Consider the following 17,992-nt stretch of genomic DNA (forward strand, 5'->3'; position numbering starts at 1 on the left):
CCCTGCACCTCTGCACCCCACACCCTACACCCCACACCCCACACCCTGTATTTAGTCAAGGGGTAGTAGTCAGTTGTGCAAGTGAACACATTTTACTGATTTTTTCCCTGCCAACCAACACCCGACATTGTACACTCAACACTTTTTTAATAATTCCTGATTTATATTTCCGTGTTGATCTCATAAATCCGTCACCTACCCTGGGAACTTCTAAGAAATCATCGCGTCTAATAGGAAGGGATGATTTAACGCCAGTACGATCTATGAGTCAAGCGATTACGGTATCCTGGTCAACTGTTGATGCAACTTATTCGGAAGCATCGGTGCAAGTTGACAAACTCTCAAATCACGATCTCATTTTGCGCTGTCAAGCAGGATTGCGTCCAGACAAGGCTGCTTTTGCAGAACTGCTACGTCGCTATCAGACTCAGGTTGAGCGGGTTTTATACCACCTGGCTCCAGATTGGTCTGACAGAGCCGATTTAGCTCAAGAAGTTTGGATTCGAGTCTATCGAAATATTAACCGATTACAAGAACCTGCCAAATTCCGAGGCTGGTTAAGCCGTATTGCCACTAACTTGTTTTATGACGAGTTGCGTAAACGTAAACGGGTAGTTAGTCCTCTATCACTGGATGCGCCCCGTTGCGTAGAAGACGGTGAGATGGATTGGGAAATTGCTGGCGATACTCCAGGCCCTGAAGAAGAACTGACCACCAGGGAATTTTACGAACAATTGCGAGATGCGATCGCGGATTTACCAGAGGTGTTCCGTACTACCATCGTCCTGAGAGAAATTGAAGGGATGGCTTACGAAGAAATTGCCGAAATTACTGGCGTTTCCCTAGGAACAGTCAAGTCAAGAATAGCTAGAGCTAGATCCAGATTGCAAGCCCAGCTGCAAACCTATCTAGATACTTAAATTGAACATAAGTTTCCTCATCTTTATGGCAGAATTGAAACAATATTAAGAATTTCTGAAAAATATGGATTTTTTCTGCCTCATGGAAGCAAAATTACATAAATTCTTGAACTTATCCCCTGTGTTTACCCGTGTATGAATTGGTAAAAACGTTAAAATGAATACTGAGTCTCAGTTTTACGACCGTTCCCACTCGCAAGTCCCTAGTGATGTATCAAATGGAATGGCTCAACCTACCAATGAATTAACGGGTGCTACGGATATGGATAAATGCGATAGCCTACGTCATAAAGAAGCAGACCGCTTTGAGCTATTGAGTGCCTATCTTGATGGCGAAGTCACAGCAGCTGAACGTCGTCAGGTAGAAGAATGGCTGGTAACAGATGATTCTCTGAAATGCTTATATCAGCGACTATTAAAGTTGAGGCAAGGTGTCCGGTCTATGCCTATACCAGCATCTCAACAGTCACCAGAGGTTACATTTCAACAAGTCTGGAAACGCTTACGTTGCCGTTACCAGTTAGCTTGGATGGCTGGTGGTGCTGCTGTAGCTGCTTGTGTGATCGGCTCAATATCTGGCTTAATTCCAGGTAACACAACCAAATTGCAAATAGCACAACAGAAAATACAACCTATCGCGGTAACAACACAACCAGCAATACCTGCATCACCTCTAATGGTAGCTATCAACAACCCTGTCATTGAAATTCCTAAAACAGCTGTAGCATCTCCAATAACACCTGTTAATGAATCTAAGGAACACGCCAAAGAAACAGAATTAGATATTAATTAAAATGAATTAAGTTCAGTAAATCACTAAGTTTTCGGTGACGATAAGGTGTGGGGAATAAGAATAAATATTTTCTTCAAGTTGTTGGTTAACTGATGTCAGTTTTAGCGTTAACTATTCCAACAGCCATCAAGTTGAGGAATACCACCTAGCTGGTTAACCTTTTCCAGTGTCATCAAGTATGCCCAAGCCCAACCCAAAGATAAGCCTGTTGGTTCAAAAACCTCTATCAATTGCCGATTGTAAGGGTTTTCAGACATTGGTCTTTTGGATTCAAAATCTTCCAAATCATCCAATGCTGTTAAAAGCTTGGAGTCTGTAAAAGAGAGCAAATAACCGTGAACTGTGCCATCCCCTGGTGTCATGGCGGGATAACCCATTGGTAAAGCATATAGTTTACCAAATGCGATCGCCCTTTTCTCTTCTATTACTTTACCAGCACAATATTTTTGATAATTCACTTCACCTGGTTTGAGAGTACCATAAACAAAAACATTAATCACTGTGATTTCTCAGTTACAGTAATTTTTACGAATGTAGAGAATTTTAGCCTGCCATTTAGTTGGTTACTCAGTTTTAGCTTAATGTCTAACATCAAAGCGAATTGGATCAGATATATATTTTGCTGAATTCTGTGCATTGCACCTTATTTCACAAGGTGTGACATTTGGGTTTCTAATAGAGAAAAAAGTGGGACGAAAATCCCATTGATGAGATCCAAATTTATCAAAAACTACCCCAAACTTCTTTAGAGGGCAAATAGTCTTGCCAATCCATTCACAGATGATATTGGTTTTTGCTTGTACTTCTGGTTTATTCAATATTATTTTTGACGTGACTCTGAGATCAGCTTGGTTAAGCCGATCAAGCGTCTCACATAATGCTCCTGCGACTAGATCAGGAATTGAGACAAAATCTTCTATTTCAAGCGAACCATCATCTATTTGTGAAAGTCCAAATACAATTTTATTGATCTCTTCTTTTGGCATAAACAAATGTCTAATTGTAGTTTCTGCCAATCGTCCAAAAAGCTGTTCATGCTTCTCATTTGCAACTATTGCATCACTATCTGTAAACCAGACAATATTTTGACCACTAGAAAAAGCTGTCATTATTGCTTGTGATCCGAAATGCACTACCCTCAACATATCTTCTAATGTACTTTTTTTGAAATCAGAAAGTTCTGGCCATACATCAATAAATTCCTCAGCAAACATATATCTTATTTGGGTGTCAACTGCAAATGTCATCAGTAAGCCATTCATTGCCCCAGCACAAGACAGAAAAGCTGGAAGAGCTTTGAGTTTAATTTTATCATTCATACCTTTATATGACATACGACGATTTTTAAGATTAAAATCATATCTGAGAATTTTTCTGACACCATTAAAATAATCTGCATCAGAACGTCCTATAACCAAAAAACTATAAGTATTATATTTTCCTTGGACACGACTATAATCAGAGAAGATGAATATTGTTTCATCCTTTGATAAATCTGGAACTAATGATGGATTTTTCCATGCTTCCGCTGCTATGATGTTTGAAACATCGTTTATAAATCCAGCAGTTTCATTTTGAAGTCTTCGTATTTCAACCATTACCTTATTTCCCTAAACCATATTTTAAACAGTAACCTAAATCAATTTTTCAACTCCCCGTAGTTGCCGAAATATCAATTAACCAACGTACAGTTTGCGGGAAATTTATCACAATTAACAACACGATAAACTGTAACACCATAAACGGAATAGCACTTTTATGAATATCAAATGTACTCACTTCTTTAGGTGCTACACTTTGTAAATAAAACAAAGAAAATCCTACAGGTGGAGAAATAAACGCCGTTTGTAAATTAATGGCCATTACCACACCAAACCATACCATATCAATATTTAAGGCTTGGGCTGCGGGGACAAATAAAGGCATAGCAATAAAGCAAATCTCCATAAATTCTAGAAAAACTCCCAGAGCGAAAATTGCTAAATTACTCACAATTATAAATCCCCAATATCCTCCTGGTAAACCTGTTAATAATTCAGTAATAAGAGTTTTTCCGCCCAAAGCATCAAACACTAAACTAAACATGGAAGAACAGAACAAAATCATCACTACTAAAGCTGTAATTACGGCGGTAGAATGAGCCGCATCACGAATTAATTTTGGCGTTAAACGTTTATTAAAAGCTGCAAGTATAGTAGCCCCAACAGCACCTACAGCACCTGCTTCTGTGGGAGTAGCAACACCAAAGAAAATACTACCTAATACTGCAAAAATTAAGAAAATCGGTGGAACAACTGCTTTAAGAACTTTTTTAATTAATTGACTACCTTGAGGAATTTCCACATCCGCAGGCATAGGTGGAACTTTTTCTGGTTGAAAAAAAGCTAGTGCCAAAATATAGAGAATATAAGAACCAGATAACATTAATCCGGGAATTAATGCCCCTAAAAATAAATCACCGACAGAAACGCCAATTTGATCACTAAGAATTACTAATACTAAACTGGGAGGAATTAACTGGGCTAAAGTACCAGAAGCAACTATTACCCCAGCAGCTAATTTTTTATCATAACCATAGCGAATCATTACAGGTAATGATAACATTCCCATGACAATTACTGTAGCAGCCACAACTCCAGTTGTTGCGGCTAAAACAGTTCCTACTAAAACAACTGCTAACGCTAAACCACCCCTGACACGACTAAAAAGAATACCAATGGTTTCTAATAATTCTTCAGCTAATCCTGATTTTTCTAAAACTGCACCGAGAAAGACAAAAAAGGGAATAGCTAATAGAGTAAAATTCGACATTGTGCCGAACCAACTATTAGGTAATAATAGCAGACGTGCAGGATTAAAAGCCCCTACTGCTGTACCAATGAGTCCGAAAACAATAGCAGTACCGGCAAAAGAAAAAGCGACAGGATAGCCACTCATGAGAATAAAGAAAAAGCCGACAAACATGAAAATTGCTAACCATTCAAAACCCATGATTTCCCCTATTCAATATTGATATTTTCTGAAGTTTCTAAGCGAATTTGTTCTGCTACTTGTTGATAGCCTAATAATACTGCCAAATATTTAATTGCTTGAGAAATACTTTGTAAAAGTAGAAATAATAACGCTACAGGAACCATAGTCTTTATTGGTGCGCGGGGTAAACCATTAGCATCAGAAGATACTTCCCAATTTCCCCAACTACCATCACTTAATCTGCCCCAAGATTGTAAAACTGGGTTGAATGTCACCCAAATGCCAATTAAACAAAAGGGAATTAAAAACAAAATTGTTCCTAAAAAATCAACTAAGGCGCGTCTTTTTTCACTCATATTACTATAGAGAAAATCAACGCGCACATTTTCTCCATGACGTAAAATATAGGCAAAGCCTAGTAAGAAAGTTAGAGAAAATAAATACCATTGCAGTTCTAATAAGGCATTAGAAGATAATTGCACTCCAATGAAGCGCCCCAGATAACGGGCTAAAACATTAAAGAAACCGACTCCTATTGTGAGTAAAACGAGCCAATTGGATAACCATCCCAATTTATCAGCAAAATTGTCAATAAACTGCGAAATTTTTAACAGCCTACTGATGAAAGAAAATCTTTTTGAGTTACGCATACAAGATATAAATTAAAGGTAAATTTTGATCAGACAGAAGATAGAAATGAGTATAAATAATTCAAAAACTCGCTTCTCTATACTCCTGTTCCCAGCCAAGATTTTTGACTTCTGACTTCTGACTTCTGACTCCTGACTCCTGACTCCTGACTCCTGACTTCTCAAAATTAAAGCACCTTATTTTACCTGAATTGTTGCATCATGATGATATTGTGAGAAAATCTTATGGTTAGTCAATACTATTAACTTTTATGAAACGTCGGGCTATTGTTAACAGATTATCTCAAGGTGCGATCGCTGCTACAGGAGTAGCAATAGTTGGTGGTTGTCAAAAAGCCACAAACCCAACTGCAAAAGGACAAGTAGACACAAGCAACCTACCCACAATTAAATGGCAAATGGCAACTAGTTGGCCATTATCCTTAGAAACAATTTTTGGCGGAGCGCAGGTTTTAGCAGAGCGTGTCAAAGCCTTAACCAATGGTAAATTTATCATTGAACCCCGTGCGGCTGGAGAAATAGCCCCTGGTTTAGAAGTTCTGAACGTGGTTTCACAAGGTGCAGTTCAAGCAGGACATACAGCAGCTTATTACTACATTGGTAAAAGTCCAGCCCTAGCCTTTGGTACATCAGTACCTTTTGGACTCAACGCCCAACAGCAAAATGCTTGGTTATATGAAGGGGGCGGTTTAGCCAAACTTCAGGAAATTTACGCCCGTAAATTTAATGTGATTCAATTTCCAGCCGGTAACACAGGTACGCAGATGGGGGGATGGTTTCGCAACGAAGTCAAAACCCTCAATGACCTCAAGGGCTTAAAAATGCGTATTCCCGGTTTAGGCGGACAAGTTATGGCCAAACTAGGGGTGACAGTACAGACTCTTCCAGGGGGGGAGATATTCCAAGCCTTACAAACAGGGGCTATTGATGCGGCTGAGTGGGTAGGTCCATACGACGATGAGAAATTAGGCTTAAATAAAGTCGCTAAATTTTACTATTATCCTGGTTGGTGGGAACCAGGCCCAACCCTAGAGGTACAAGTTAATTTAGACGAGTGGAAAAAGCTACCACCTCAATATCAAGCAGCATTAGAAACGGCTGCATATCAGTCGAATACAACAATGTTAGCTCGTTATGATACCCGGAATAACGAAGCATTAGAAAGACTGTTAAAAACAGGAACTCAAGTTCGTGCTTACAGTGAAGAAATTTTGGCAGCGGCTGAAAAAGAGTCTTTTGCTTTATATGATGAGTTTGCCGCTAAAGATGCTGATTTTAAAGCAGTTTATGAACAGTGGAAACCTTTTAGAGATCGGATGTATGCGTGGAACAATCTGAATGAGGGCAGTTTTAGCCGTTATGCTTATGGGAAACTCAAAGCGGGGAAATAATATAATAGCAGGAGTCAGGAGTAAAACCCTCTTGTAGTGGGAGTTTCATTATCAATTGATGTCCTAACTACCCTGTCTACGGCTATATAAATATTCTGATATTATTTTTTGTGTGTAATTAATTAATACAAACTTGATTATGGAAGCAAGCTTTTTGAGTGCGGTTTTTTTACCTTTAGCCTTGGCTATCATTATGCTAGGAATGGGTTTATCTCTTTTACCAGAAGATTTCCAACGTGTAAAAAAATATCCCAAAGCCGTCGCAATTGGCTTGATTAGTCAGTTAGTTTTTTTACCTATTATTGGGTTTATCATTGCTAAGGTTGTACCCATGCAACCTGTAATTGCTATGGGGTTGATGATAGTAGCACTGTGTCCAGGTGGGGTATCCTCAAATGTCATTACATTCCTCGCTAAAGGTGATGTTGCACTCTCTGTCACCCTGACAGCTTTTAGCAGTCTGATTACAGTCTTTACAATTCCCGTGTTGGGCAACCTCGCATATCGGCACTTCATCGGACAAACAGCGGCGATTGCCTTACCCATTGGTGCAACTATACTACAAATTTTTCTGATGACGCTTCTACCTATCGGCTTGGGAATGGCTGTTCGACAAATATTTCCAGAAGTTGCGCGTCGTTTGGAAAAAATTACTAACCGTCTAGCAATTGCTTTTCTGGCAATAGTTGCTACCTTGCTGATCATTCGTGAGTGGAATAATCTCCCTGGTTTTATTGTTCAGGTAGGGGTTGGTGTGGTGCTGTTGAATACTATTTCAATGTTGGCAGGATTTTATGTGAGCAAACTGTTTAAACTTCATCCTCCTCAACAAATCTGCATTGCTATTGAGGTGGGTATTCAAAGTGGTACACTGGCGATCGCAATTACTGCTGGATTACTCAATAATCCTGATATGGCTATACCAGCTGCGATTTATAGCTTGTTTATGAATGTGACAGGTTTGATGGCTATTGCTTACGGGAGAAGGTTGGCTGCAACCACCCCAGTTCGGGAACCTGTAGATGCTAAAAGCCCCTCAATTCATTGAGGAAGATAAAAAACTAGGATTTACGCTTTGACAAAACACTATATCTAGCAAAAAGTCGATCTGTATTTTCTATAATGGTATGGCGGATAGATTGTAGCTTCACAGAAAACTAGCATAACCTGAGTTCGGGATCATCTCTTAATTTTCTCCCTGCTTGTGGTGAGGTGAATAATGTTGTTACCTACACGCTTACAGGGAGAGTCAATGTATAATGTTAAAAGTGTTTGTGTGAGAAGCGTTTATAAAGCTATTAGATACTACTCATTGACTTATTTTACAGTGTAAGGCAGTGAGGAGTGGTGAGTGATGATACGCAGTTTACCCTGATCGTCCTTCAAGAACTGCCAAGTCTTGTCAACTGTGGTGACTTTGCCTTGTTTGTCGGTTATCATTACGTTCCCCATTGTAGTGGCCGTGTTGCCAGTAATCCAAATCCCTGCATTCTTAATCTCTACTTTCCGCCAGCTTTTTAACGCAAAACCCTTGTCCAGTGGGAAAGCCGGATCGTCCCCCACAAAGTATGCCAAAGCTCCTGCACGGGTGGTACGAAAGGTCTGGGGAGCGACGGTGAGTGTTGGCTTGAAAAGAACAGGGCCGAATTGATAACCGTAGGCATCGTCAATGACCTTTCCGGCTAAAGTTTTAGCAGATGCCTTCCCCTTAGTATCATAGGTTGTGGAAATAGCTACCAATGCTTCTCCCCAAGCCTTCTGAGCAGCCAACACTTCGCTCTCAGTAATCGCCCTATTGACGATTGGCGTTTTCAAGCTGGAAGGAGTCGTAATTTTGTCACCAGTGTCAGCAACAGAGGTCTGGGCAACAATTACAGCACCTGAGACAAATGTGGTTGCTGCAAACAATACTAAAATGCTTGGTTTCAAGAGTTTCATCAGTAAATATTTAACTTTTACCAATTTATATTCTCACAATTTGTGGTACTACATGACACAAAGTACAGATGAATGAAGATTAGCCGGGACTGGCTTATTACTAGTGGCTAGTAGCTTGTATGTTGCTGGCAATGGGATACTGGTTGACACTCCCCTAGCTCAAGCCGTTCGCGCCAGCGTCTCGCCAGAGATGGGTATTTTAAATTCAACGTCAAAACTAAATAGATATTGTCTGATAGCTTGGCGCAAGCTATATCAGAATTTACATGATTTTAGGATTTACAAGATGCGGGTTGAATCAACTATGATTTATTTTCATCTTTATCCAAAAAATTGCACTTTTTCTAATTCATAATTCAGGCTATTTATAGAGTTTAAGTAAAAAATTAGCCAGAAAATTTGATAATTTTATTATAATTTTAAGAATTGTGAACCCTTAACAATCAAGGTTATGAACGCAGCCGACGATAAAACAATAGTACAAGAATACTTTAATTCCACAGGTTTTGACCGTTGGAAACGCATCTATGGAGATGGTGAAGTCAACAAAGTCCAGCTAGATATCCGTACTGGACATCAGCAAACCGTGGATAATGTCATCGGCTGGTTAAAAGCAGATAATAACTTATCAGAGTTAACCATCTGCGATGCTGGGTGTGGTGTAGGTAGTCTCAGCATTCCCCTGGCGACTGAGGGTGCTAAGGTTTACGCCAGTGATATTTCCGCGAAAATGGTGGAAGAAGCTCAAGATAGGGCTGTACAAGCTTTAAATAATTCTGTTAATCCCACTTTCGCTGTGCAGGATTTAGAATCTTTAACGGGTAATTATCACACTGTTATTTGTTTGGATGTGCTAATTCACTACCCCCAAGACAAAGCAGATGAAATGATTTCTCACCTATGTTCTTTAGCACAATCACGCATAATTCTGAGTTTTGCGCCTAAAACCTGCTTTTTGACTATCCTCAAGAAAATCGGTAGCTTTTTCCCAGGTCCAAGTAAAGCTACTCGTGCCTATTTACACCGTGAAGTTGATGTAGTGAAAATCCTGGAAAAAAATGGTTTTCAAGTGCAGCGTCAAGCAATGACTCGAACTCGCTTCTATTTTTCCCGCTTGTTAGAAGCAACACGGTAATAACAACATCCCTGACTTCTGGAAGAAGTTGGGGATATAATCGCACTGCAATATTAGTGGAAGCTTGAGACAAGTAAGGTTACAATCGCAAGCAAAGTCTCACTTTGAAATGAAACTATGAAGACGACGGAAAAATTGGCTGCTGGTTGGCTGCTTACACTCGGATTCATGTTTTTAACAACATCAATATCAGCCGTAATTACAAAAAATACTACACTCAAGCCCATCTTGCCAGGTATACCGGATGAAGCATTAGCAAAGGATTTTGTCAATCAAGAGGCGCTCTATCAACTTGATAATACAGCAGCCCAAGGTGTAATGTTTGGTGTTCCTACGGTGCTATTGGGGGGATGGTTAGCACTAGGATTGTATAAGGAAAGCCGACAAAATAAAAAAGCTTTGATAACACAAAAAAGTGAGTATTTGCAATCACAGTTTTATCAAATGTTACAAACAAATAATGGCAGAATCACATTGTTAGGTTTTGCTATGCAGTCGCAGTTACCAGCAACAGAAGCCAAACAATATTTAGATCAAAAAGCTAAAGAATTTAATGCAAATTTTCAAGTGAGTGAAGAAGGAGGCGTATCATATCATTTTGATGTGTAGTTTCACTCTGCTAATTTACGGCTTGGTTTAATGACGCAGATTTTTTTAACTGTAGCCGCTATTTTTGGCGGTTTGTCTGTTGCTGCTGGTGCTTTTGGCGCTCATGCTTTACGAGAAAAAGTCAGTGAAAGAATGCTAGAAATTTTTGACACTGGCGCTCGCTACCAAATGTACCATGCTCTCGCACTTTTGTTAGTAGCAATTCTCATCAGTCGTCAGGAAACTCCACCCGCTACACTTTTCATTAGTGGCTGGTTATTTATTATTGGCGTGACGATTTTTTCAGGTAGCTTGTATGTGATCACCTTAACTGGTATAAAATCTTTGGGAGCGATCGCACCTCTAGGTGGTATCTCATTGATGACTGGTTGGGCTATCTTAGCTTTTGCGGCTGCAACCATGAAGTTTTGATATCTAGAAGCTTTCAGTTATCAGTTATCAGTATTCAGCTAAATATATTTTTAAGGCTGAGTTTCCAGGGTAACGGTTTTCCTATTCCCTATTCCCTGCTATTTCAATAATGGACAATTAACAATGAACAATTGACAATTACCTCTTTGTTGCAGGAATAGGATTGAAAAATCGGATTTTTTGCTTTTTTCCCCTTCACAGCGGAGGTTTTAAACCTTGAATGCAACAATTATCAATTGATAATTGCATGATTCATATTTACCTTGAATCTTCTTTTACTAAACCCTCATGTCTCCAACATTAGAAATAGCAGTTGAATTTCGGGATGTCAGTTTTGAAATTAATCAACGTTTATTATTATCTAACTTAAATCTTAGCATTGATCAAGGGGAAGCTCTAGTTTTATTAGGTCGTAGTGGTAGCGGTAAAACTACAACTTTAAAATTAATCAATCATTTACTTGTACCCACTCAAGGACAGGTTTTTGTTCACAGTCGCCCTACAACAAACTGGGATGCTATTAAACTACGGCGACGTATTGGTTACGTTATCCAAGAAACAGGCTTATTTCCTCATTTTACAGTTGGTGAAAATGTGGGACTTGTACCATCTTTAGAAAAATGGCCAGTAAATAAAATTCAAACTAGAGTTTATGAAATGTTAGACTTAGTTGGTTTAGAACCTAAAAAATTTGCTCAACGTTATCCCCATCAACTATCAGGAGGTCAGCGTCAACGAGTAGGAGTTGCTAGGGCTTTAGCCGCAGACCCACCGATATTACTAATGGATGAACCCTTTGGCGCACTTGATCCTATTACTCGTTTAGAATTACAACAACAATTTCAATATTTGCAAAGACAACTAGGTAAAACCGTGGTATTTGTCACCCATGATATTCAAGAAGCTTTCTTTTTAGCATCTAGAATTGGCTTAATGTATGAAGGAAATTTAGTAGCTTTAGGAACGAGAAAAGAATTTTTACAATCTCAACATCCTGAAGCACAGGCTTTTTTGGCTTGTTTAAATGCCACAAATCATTGGCAACAAAACAATTAAAATCAAAAATAATCATGTTTTTAATTCAATATTCTTCAGAAATTATTCTTCGCAGTGGAGAACATTTAATATTAGTAGCTATAGCTATGACAGTGGCTATTGCTATTGGCCTTCCTGTCGGTATTTTCATCACTCGTCAACCAAAACTTGCACCTCCTATTTTGGGTTTAGCAAATGCTATTCAAACCATCCCTAGTTTAGCCATTTTTGGGTTTTTAATTTCCGTACCATTTTTAGGTGGAATTGGCAAAACTCCGGCTATAGTTGCTTTAACTCTTTACGCTTTATTACCTATCATTCGTAATACTTATATTGGTATTAATGGTATCAATCCCGCTATTAAAGAAGCAGGGATAGGAATGGGAATGACCGACAGAGAATTATTATTTAAAGTAGAAATTCCTTTAGCTTTAGGAGTAATTTTAGCAGGTGTGAGAGTGGCAACTGTAATATCCGTAGGAATTGCCACTATTGCTGCCGCTATTGGTGGTGGTGGTTTGGGAGTATTTATTTTTCGGGGTATTTCCACAGTTAATAATGAATTGATTTTAGCAGGTGCAATACCCGCAGCTTTCATTGCTTTGGGTGCAGATTTCTGTTTAGGGTTTTTGGAAAAACGACTCACTAAACAAACAATCAATAAACCTAGAATTTTAACTTTTATAGGAATTACTACTTTAATTATAGCTGGATTAATAGCATTTAACTTTCAGCAAACACCAGCTACAATTACTATTGGTTCAAAAAATTTCACAGAACAAGTTATTTTAGGAGAAATTTTAGCACAACAAATTGAATCTCATACCAGATTAAAAGTTGAACGTCAGTTTAATTTAGGGGGAACATTTATTTGTCATGAAGCAGTGAAAGCGGGAAAAATAGCGGGATATGTAGAATATACAGGTACAGCATTTACCGCAGTTTTAAAAGAAAAACCAATTACAGAACCTCAAGTTGTCTATGAAAAAACTAAACAAGCATATCAGGATAAATATAAATTAAAAGTCATGCAACCTTTAGGATTTGAAAATACCTTTGCTATGATTATTCGCGGTGAAGATGCGAAGAAATGGCAAGTCAAAACCCTTTCGGAAATTGCTAAATATACTCCGCAAATGCAAGCAGGTTTTGGTTATGAATTTTTAGAACGTGCAGACGGTTATCCTGGTTTATCTAAAACTTATGGCTTAAAGTTTGGCAAGATTCAACAGATGGAATTAGGTTTAATGTATCAAGCTTTAAAAGAAAAACAAGTAGATTTAGTAGCTGCAAATTCTACAGATGGGTTAATTCCCGTTTTGAACCTAGTGATTTTAGAAGATGATAAAAAATACTTTCCACCTTATGAAGCTGTACCTATTTTTAATCAAGAAATATTAGATAAATATCCTGATTTAGCAGAAACTATCAATCAATTATCAGGTAAAATATCTACTAAAGAAATACAGCAAATGAATTATCAAGTTGATAATCAATCTCAACCAGTGGAAGAAGTTGTGCGGGAGTGGTTAAAATCTAAAAAAATATGATTTTATTATGTTTTTCACGCTTATATTATGTTGTTACGAGTTCATAGAAAAATACCCTCTTTTTTGACATTATAATTAAAGAAATGGACAAGAGAGGAATTTGTATTAATTATGGTGTTGAAGATTTTAAGGATGATATCAGAACATTGAAAGAACTAGGTGAATTATGATTGTTGTCAGCCATACTTCACCCATAACTAATCTAAGTAGTCGTGCAAAATAAATTTTATATTTGGGAGAGGGAACAGGGAACAGATAAGAAATACAGAGATTTTTGTTTGTTCTAAAAATGTTAAATTAATTTTGCTCATGTACTTAGCATCAGAGAATTTACCATCCCCATGTTCCTGGTTCACCTTTAAATGGACCAACAATATCAGACGTTATCCATCCTCCATAAAAACCGCCAGCTTGAGGTTTAACTAACTCATCATTGACATAACAAGCATCCATTAAACTAGGATAAAGACTAAAGTATTCTTGAATGTTTATAAAATTAGGAGTAGGTTGGATATACCGCCAAGCAGCATTATTTATATATTTATCTCCTACAGAAATATCATAATATTCAGATACACCTTTCCATTCACAGATACTTTTTCTGGATGTGGCTATTAAATATTCGGTTTTAATGTCGTCAGCAGGAATGTAATAACTGGGAGGATGACTGGTTTCTAAGACTCTTTTTGCTTTCGTTGTTTCTGCTAAAACAATACCATTGAAAATTACTTTGATATGTTTGTCGGTGTCCTGTAAAATTGCTGGACGGGGATAGTCCCACACTGATTCTTGTCCTGGTTGTGGAGGTATGGGTTGTGGTTTCATGGTTTGTAATTTAGTGTGATTAAATGTCTTGTGCTATGTGTAAGGAGTCAGGAGTTAGGATAAAAATAAATATTCTTTGTCTTTATTACCTATTACCCCTGTTCCCTATTACCTACTAGTTGAAAGTAGAGTAGAAATTTAGCGATCGCATGATACAGCCAAAGGAAATGATTGAGTTTAAGACTTTTCTAACACAATCTTTGAATCATTGGAGGAAGCTGTAGTTACCATTCCTGAATATTCCCCGTTGTAGTTAGTAAATTCAGCCGGTGATCTGCGAATATTAGATAGACGAACTTGCCAATCAGAAACTTCCGCATAGGTCAGGTGATGAGTATTGGAAGTTGTAGTCCATACTCCCCATAAACAGGCATCTTCAAATTGTAACAATCCTGCTTTGCGTAAATTAAAGGCTTGAGGAGTTCCTGGTAAAGGAATAATACTATAGCAAGAAGTCTGAAATTCTAGCTGAGGGTTAATTTCCACTAGTTCATCTACCAGGTCTGTAATTGCTTCTTCCAGACGTAATAAGTCATCATGATCATCATCAGGTAGACCGATAATGATGCCATAGGTAACAACAGGTACACCAGTGCTAACGACAGATTTCATCAATGTACAATGCTCTTGCCACGGTAGCAACTTCTTGTAGGCTTCTCTGCCAAAAACGGGACGTTCTGCGGGGATATAAGCCAAAGGACAACCGACTTTACCATCCCAACCAAACAAAGCTTGAATTAGTTCTTCATCAGGTCTAAGATCGGTGCTTTCGTAGTTACGCCCACTTCCCAAGGTTGTTTTCCTCAGTTCTAAACCGTTCGGCCACATCAGAGATACACCTATCTCCCGCGCACCATTGGTAATATCTATAATCTCTTGTCGTCCTTCAGGAAACAGTCCACGGGCGAGGAATTGATCAGAACCGATATTGATAGCCAGCGCCCCCGCTTCTTTCTGGATAGCCAACCATTTCAGGGCGGTTTCTGGGGACATTCTGCGATAGCCTGTACCGTAGGTAGGAGTCATGCAAAAATCACAGGTGCGATCGCAACCAATATCCGCCACCAGTGAACCCACAGGTGCTTTTCCTTGGACATTGGGAAGCATCCCTAAACATTCCCTTGCTACTTCCACCGAAGGTAACGCCCACTCCTCTGGACTTTTGGCTTTAGTCTTTCTGGGATATTGTTTACCGTCGGCAAAAATCACCCCTGTCAGTTCTTCTCGTGGCGTTCTTCCCAATACATAATCAAAAAGCGCCCAATTTGCTGCCCCAGATTTATCTTGAACAACTGCTGTTGCACCCGCTTTTAAGTAGTGATGGGGTTCAGCCAAAGCATCAGAACCACCAACAACAATGGGGCGATTTCCTTTAGCCAAATGTTCAATTACCATACAGGTAACTTGACGATCTTGAGAGAAATTTACTGTCACACCCCAAGCATCAAAAGCTTCAGGATCAAGGGCGGAAATTTGGCCTCCCACATAGGTTTTCCGCAAGGTCATCCCTTTCCAGAACACCTCACCAAATTCTTCACTATAATTATCATCTCTGAGGTTAACCAATTGGGCATCAAATCCCCCTGCTTGCAAGTCAGGAATCAAAACTTGTTTACTGATTAAGGAACGATGTCTATATAAAGATGTCCAATTTTTTCCTTCTGCATCGTATAGTCCAGTAGCAGGAACTTCAATTAGTCCAATTGTTGGCCTTTTGTTGGATGTTAAGGTCATAATAATTCTCTGTTAATCCTTGATATTTTGGATCATTAAATAACGAGTGTCACGACACTATTACCAATCATTTCCAGCAGTAATTTCTTGGTTTCTCATCGCAGGGAGGAGATAGTTACCAATTGATTATTATCCAGATTTTAGTGAGAGGGAATTTTGTTTCATAGTTAATAGATGTTATGATTCGAGCGAGCTTGTAATTAAAATGTCAAAGAAGTTCTAATGATTCCTATCCAAACTGGATCATTTGCTGCGTTATGTTCTGGGTTTGTAATCATTAAAAATCCAGGAGTAATAGAAATTCTCTCAGTCAATGGGTAGTGATAAGATAATTCAAAATGTAAAGAAGTATCTTGGTCACGTCGTTGTACAATATCATTATTTGTTACTTTGGGAGGCATCCCAAAAACAAAACTTAATTGACTGCCTAATTTGCCCAAATCTGTTAATGATGCGGTAATTGCCCAACTCCAAATATCGGCATTAGCACCAGAAAAGCCATTGATCCCACTAATGCTAGGTGAACCCTCAGCTTGAGCTTTAAAGTAGCTAGTCCAACCACCCAAAACTAATTGGTCACTAAGTTTGTAGGTGAATTGTAAACCAAAAGCATTAGAGGAAGTTGGAGTATTTGCACCAAAAGGTAATTTAGCAAATTCACTACCCTTACTACCTGTGACATCAATAGTTTGTGCAGGTGCAGGAGCATAATAGTGACCGTAGGTAAAAGCAATACCAATTTTATCTGATGGAGTATAGGTTATTTGAGTCAAAGCAGTATATTGACCACTAAATAGTCCTTCATTAGTATTGTTAGCAGAACTACTTAAATAACTAATACCTGCGGCTATTTTATCGGTGAATTGATAATAAGCTATAGCACCTCCACCAAAAGCAAAGGAGTAGATAGGGCTTTCTGCACCAAAGTTAGAAAATGAGTTGACAGGGTTAAGTGCGGGAAAAATACGAGTGGGAAAATCTGCCACAGGTGCAATAGCAAATATGCCATTTTTACCGATGGGAAATTCATAAAATAGCGTCCCTAATCTGACATTATTATCTGTGTTGGTTGCACCTATTAAAAGAGTCATATCTGTGCCAGTTACAGCACTCCCCACATTATTTACATTCCCTGCTACTAGTTGAGTTCGCAATCTATCTTTGCCTGTAAAACTGGTATCTAAGGTTAAAGATGCCCTGGCGGAGAAAGTGGGATTTGCAGTTAATTTATCTGTGGAATTATTACCAGGTAAAACTGCTTTTTTATTACCAAATGCACCAATTAAGTTAAAAGTTGCCCCTCCTTTTAAAACTGTAGTCGTGCTAAACTGATGTTCTTGAATTAAGGCAGTTTTAGTTTCTAAGTTGTCTACTCTTGTGGAAAGAGTTTGTAGTTCTTGAGCAAATTCTTGTTGTAATTTTTGAAACGTTGCCAAATCATCTTGAGTAGCGAATTTATTATCAATCAAGCTATCAAATGAACGTGATAATTTCTGTAAACACCTATTTAAATAATCTGCAAATTCATAACGGGTGATCGCCCGATTCCCTTGGAAATTACCTTGCTCGTCGGCATTAATACATTGATACTTGGCGACTAAATTACGTAATGCTTCATAAGCCCAATCATTAGGCTCAACATCTTTTAATTGATTAACATTAACAATTTCATCTAAATCAGGAGGAGCATTACTATATAATTCTTCCTGGGGTGTTAATTGTTTATTCTGGGCTGTAATTTCTGCTGTTGTCAATTGTGAATCAGCCGTTTCTGCGATAACTGGTAATGAGGTGATTAAATTACCACTAATAATTATTGAGCCAAGAGTAAAAGGTATATAAAAATTATGCATATTTTCCCTGGTTTGAAAATCACGATATGGTCTAAAAATTTTTTAATCAAACGTAATTATTCAGGAGATAGAATACTCCAAGTCAGGAGAATGAAGGCTTTTTTAGTCAACTTTGATGATTTGGATAAAATCTCACTTCTGGACTATTCTTCATTTCATAAGCATTCTGACTCCT

Annotated in this window: 17 protein-coding genes; 9 read left to right on the forward strand and 8 right to left on the reverse strand. The window is 38.4% G+C overall.

What is annotated here, in order from left to right:
- The first annotated feature begins 263 nt into the window (after positions 1-263).
- Together A0J48_RS10835 and A0J48_RS10840 are read left to right on the forward strand one after the other, a co-directional pair.
- Positions 264-920, forward strand: coding sequence for a sigma-70 family RNA polymerase sigma factor (locus A0J48_RS10835; RefSeq protein WP_200322966.1), 657 nt, complete (start codon positions 264-266; stop codon positions 918-920).
- A 157-nt stretch (positions 921-1,077) separates the two neighbouring features.
- Positions 1,078-1,713 carry an anti-sigma factor family protein gene (locus A0J48_RS10840; RefSeq protein ID WP_200322967.1) on the forward strand — a complete coding sequence of 212 codons (636 nt, stop codon included), beginning with the start codon at positions 1,078-1,080 and terminating at the stop codon, positions 1,711-1,713.
- A gap of 107 nt (positions 1,714-1,820) precedes the next feature.
- Here the strand turns inward: A0J48_RS10840 and A0J48_RS10845 are convergent, their stop codons facing one another.
- The 4 genes from A0J48_RS10845 to A0J48_RS10860 form a co-directional block, all read right to left on the reverse strand.
- Positions 1,821-2,210 carry a gamma-glutamylcyclotransferase family protein gene (locus A0J48_RS10845; protein WP_200323025.1) on the reverse strand — a complete coding sequence of 130 codons (390 nt, stop codon included), beginning with the start codon at positions 2,208-2,210 and terminating at the stop codon, positions 1,821-1,823.
- A gap of 81 nt (positions 2,211-2,291) precedes the next feature.
- Positions 2,292-3,311, reverse strand: a complete 1,020-nt coding sequence (locus A0J48_RS10850; protein ID WP_200322968.1) for a hypothetical protein — start codon at positions 3,309-3,311, stop codon at positions 2,292-2,294.
- 49 nt (positions 3,312-3,360) lie between these two features.
- Positions 3,361-4,704 carry a TRAP transporter large permease gene (locus A0J48_RS10855; RefSeq protein WP_200322969.1) on the reverse strand — a complete coding sequence of 448 codons (1,344 nt, stop codon included), beginning with the start codon at positions 4,702-4,704 and terminating at the stop codon, positions 3,361-3,363.
- 8 nt (positions 4,705-4,712) lie between these two features.
- On the reverse strand, positions 4,713-5,336 hold the full coding sequence (locus A0J48_RS10860; RefSeq protein WP_200322970.1) for a TRAP transporter small permease subunit: 624 nt from the start codon (positions 5,334-5,336) through the stop codon (positions 4,713-4,715).
- A gap of 251 nt (positions 5,337-5,587) precedes the next feature.
- Here A0J48_RS10860 and A0J48_RS10865 point away from each other — a divergent pair, with 251 nt between their 5' ends.
- Both A0J48_RS10865 and A0J48_RS10870 read left to right on the forward strand, forming a co-directional pair.
- The gene (locus tag A0J48_RS10865) at positions 5,588-6,727 is read left to right on the forward strand and encodes a TRAP transporter substrate-binding protein (protein WP_200322971.1); all 1,140 of its coding nucleotides are present in this window, start codon (positions 5,588-5,590) and stop codon (positions 6,725-6,727) included.
- A 139-nt stretch (positions 6,728-6,866) separates the two neighbouring features.
- Complete coding sequence (locus A0J48_RS10870) at positions 6,867-7,775, forward strand: bile acid:sodium symporter family protein (RefSeq protein WP_200322972.1); 909 nt, start codon at positions 6,867-6,869, stop codon at positions 7,773-7,775.
- A 269-nt stretch (positions 7,776-8,044) separates the two neighbouring features.
- On the opposite strand, the gene A0J48_RS10875 is transcribed toward A0J48_RS10870, so the two are convergent.
- Positions 8,045-8,689: a metal-independent carbonic anhydrase gene (locus A0J48_RS10875; RefSeq protein WP_234300847.1), complete on the reverse strand. Its 645-nt coding sequence runs from the start codon at positions 8,687-8,689 to the stop codon at positions 8,045-8,047.
- A 427-nt stretch (positions 8,690-9,116) separates the two neighbouring features.
- On the opposite strand from A0J48_RS10875, the gene bchM reads away from it, so the two are divergent.
- From bchM to A0J48_RS10900, 5 genes are all read left to right on the forward strand, one after another.
- Positions 9,117-9,800 (forward strand): magnesium protoporphyrin IX methyltransferase, encoded by a 684-nt coding sequence (bchM, locus tag A0J48_RS10880; RefSeq protein WP_200322973.1) that lies wholly within the window; start codon positions 9,117-9,119, stop codon positions 9,798-9,800.
- Between the two features lie 117 nt (positions 9,801-9,917).
- Positions 9,918-10,409 (forward strand): hypothetical protein, encoded by a 492-nt coding sequence (locus A0J48_RS10885; protein WP_200322975.1) that lies wholly within the window; start codon positions 9,918-9,920, stop codon positions 10,407-10,409.
- A 30-nt stretch (positions 10,410-10,439) separates the two neighbouring features.
- Positions 10,440-10,820 carry a DUF423 domain-containing protein gene (locus tag A0J48_RS10890; RefSeq protein WP_200322976.1) on the forward strand — a complete coding sequence of 127 codons (381 nt, stop codon included), beginning with the start codon at positions 10,440-10,442 and terminating at the stop codon, positions 10,818-10,820.
- A 288-nt stretch (positions 10,821-11,108) separates the two neighbouring features.
- Positions 11,109-11,876, forward strand: a complete 768-nt coding sequence (locus tag A0J48_RS10895; RefSeq protein ID WP_200322977.1) for an ATP-binding cassette domain-containing protein — start codon at positions 11,109-11,111, stop codon at positions 11,874-11,876.
- 14 nt (positions 11,877-11,890) lie between these two features.
- Positions 11,891-13,405, forward strand: a complete 1,515-nt coding sequence (locus A0J48_RS10900; RefSeq protein WP_200322978.1) for a glycine betaine ABC transporter substrate-binding protein — start codon at positions 11,891-11,893, stop codon at positions 13,403-13,405.
- Between the two features lie 330 nt (positions 13,406-13,735).
- Here A0J48_RS10900 and A0J48_RS10905 read toward each other — a convergent pair whose 3' ends face one another.
- The 3 genes from A0J48_RS10905 to A0J48_RS10915 all read right to left on the reverse strand — a co-directional run bounded on the left by A0J48_RS10905 (position 13,736) and on the right by A0J48_RS10915 (position 17,817).
- Complete coding sequence (locus A0J48_RS10905) at positions 13,736-14,230, reverse strand: DUF427 domain-containing protein (protein WP_200322979.1); 495 nt, start codon at positions 14,228-14,230, stop codon at positions 13,736-13,738.
- A 177-nt stretch (positions 14,231-14,407) separates the two neighbouring features.
- On the reverse strand, positions 14,408-15,964 hold the full coding sequence (locus A0J48_RS10910; protein ID WP_200322980.1) for a radical SAM protein: 1,557 nt from the start codon (positions 15,962-15,964) through the stop codon (positions 14,408-14,410).
- Between the two features lie 200 nt (positions 15,965-16,164).
- Positions 16,165-17,817 (reverse strand): iron uptake porin, encoded by a 1,653-nt coding sequence (locus A0J48_RS10915; RefSeq protein WP_200322981.1) that lies wholly within the window; start codon positions 17,815-17,817, stop codon positions 16,165-16,167.
- Positions 17,818-17,992 lie beyond the last annotated feature (175 nt).

It is taken from the genome of Sphaerospermopsis aphanizomenoides BCCUSP55 (assembly GCF_001586785.1).
In the GTDB taxonomy this organism is placed as follows: domain Bacteria; phylum Cyanobacteriota; class Cyanobacteriia; order Cyanobacteriales; family Nostocaceae; genus Sphaerospermopsis_A; species Sphaerospermopsis_A aphanizomenoides_A.

Excerpts from the sequence above, each read along its gene's own strand:
- A0J48_RS10885 (WP_200322975.1), top strand. The coding sequence starts at position 9,918 with ATGAAGACGACGGAAAAATTGGCTGCTGGTTGGCTGCTTACACTCGGA.
- A0J48_RS10865 (WP_200322971.1), top strand. The coding sequence starts at position 5,588 with ATGAAACGTCGGGCTATTGTTAACAGATTATCTCAAGGTGCGATCGCT.
- A0J48_RS10840 (WP_200322967.1), top strand. The coding sequence starts at position 1,078 with ATGAATACTGAGTCTCAGTTTTACGACCGTTCCCACTCGCAAGTCCCT.
- A0J48_RS10870 (WP_200322972.1), top strand. The coding sequence starts at position 6,867 with ATGGAAGCAAGCTTTTTGAGTGCGGTTTTTTTACCTTTAGCCTTGGCT.
- A0J48_RS10890 (WP_200322976.1), top strand. The coding sequence starts at position 10,440 with ATGACGCAGATTTTTTTAACTGTAGCCGCTATTTTTGGCGGTTTGTCT.
- A0J48_RS10860 (WP_200322970.1), bottom strand. The coding sequence starts at position 5,336 with ATGCGTAACTCAAAAAGATTTTCTTTCATCAGTAGGCTGTTAAAAATT.
- A0J48_RS10900 (WP_200322978.1), top strand. The coding sequence starts at position 11,891 with ATGTTTTTAATTCAATATTCTTCAGAAATTATTCTTCGCAGTGGAGAA.
- A0J48_RS10855 (WP_200322969.1), bottom strand. The coding sequence starts at position 4,704 with ATGGGTTTTGAATGGTTAGCAATTTTCATGTTTGTCGGCTTTTTCTTT.
- A0J48_RS10905 (WP_200322979.1), bottom strand. The coding sequence starts at position 14,230 with ATGAAACCACAACCCATACCTCCACAACCAGGACAAGAATCAGTGTGG.
- A0J48_RS10895 (WP_200322977.1), top strand. The coding sequence starts at position 11,109 with ATGTCTCCAACATTAGAAATAGCAGTTGAATTTCGGGATGTCAGTTTT.
- bchM (WP_200322973.1), top strand. The coding sequence starts at position 9,117 with ATGAACGCAGCCGACGATAAAACAATAGTACAAGAATACTTTAATTCC.
- A0J48_RS10910 (WP_200322980.1), bottom strand. The coding sequence starts at position 15,964 with ATGACCTTAACATCCAACAAAAGGCCAACAATTGGACTAATTGAAGTT.
- A0J48_RS10835 (WP_200322966.1), top strand. The coding sequence starts at position 264 with ATGAGTCAAGCGATTACGGTATCCTGGTCAACTGTTGATGCAACTTAT.
- A0J48_RS10915 (WP_200322981.1), bottom strand. The coding sequence starts at position 17,817 with ATGCATAATTTTTATATACCTTTTACTCTTGGCTCAATAATTATTAGT.
- A0J48_RS10850 (WP_200322968.1), bottom strand. The coding sequence starts at position 3,311 with ATGGTTGAAATACGAAGACTTCAAAATGAAACTGCTGGATTTATAAAC.